The sequence below is a fragment of the Pseudomonas sp. DCB_AW genome (assembly GCF_026240895.1).
GTDB lineage: Bacteria > Pseudomonadota > Gammaproteobacteria > Pseudomonadales > Pseudomonadaceae > Aquipseudomonas > Aquipseudomonas kermanshahensis.
Genome location: NZ_JAPFCE010000177.1, coordinates 1 through 466, shown reverse-complemented (window position 1 = coordinate 466; position 466 = coordinate 1). Strand labels below are relative to the sequence as shown.

At 53.4% G+C, this 466-nt stretch carries 1 rRNA gene; it reads right to left on the bottom strand.

The features are described from left to right. A 16S ribosomal RNA gene (locus OO306_RS28145) occupies positions 1-466 on the bottom strand; the annotation flags it as partial.

Genomic DNA, 466 nt, shown 5'->3' with positions numbered 1-466 from the left:
TGGACTACCCGGGTATCTAATCCTGTTTGCTCCCCACGCTTTCGTGCATGAGCGTCAGTGTTATCCCAGGGGGCTGCCTTCGCCATTGGTGTTCCTCCACATATCTACGCATTTCACTGCTACACGTGGAATTCCACCCCCCTCTGACACACTCTAGTCGTGCAGTCACAAATGCAATTCCCAGGTTAAGCCCGGGGATTTCACACCTGTCTTACACAACCGCCTGCGCACGCTTTACGCCCAGTAATTCCGATTAACGCTTGCACCCTACGTATTACCGCGGCTGCTGGCACGTAGTTAGCCGGTGCTTATTCTTCAGGTACCGTCATCCCCCTAGGGTATTAGCCCAAAGGATTTCTTCCCTGACAAAAGTGCTTTACAACCCGAAGGCCTTCTTCGCACACGCGGCATTGCTGGATCAGGGTTTCCCCCATTGTCCAAAATTCCCCACTGCTGCCTCCCGTAA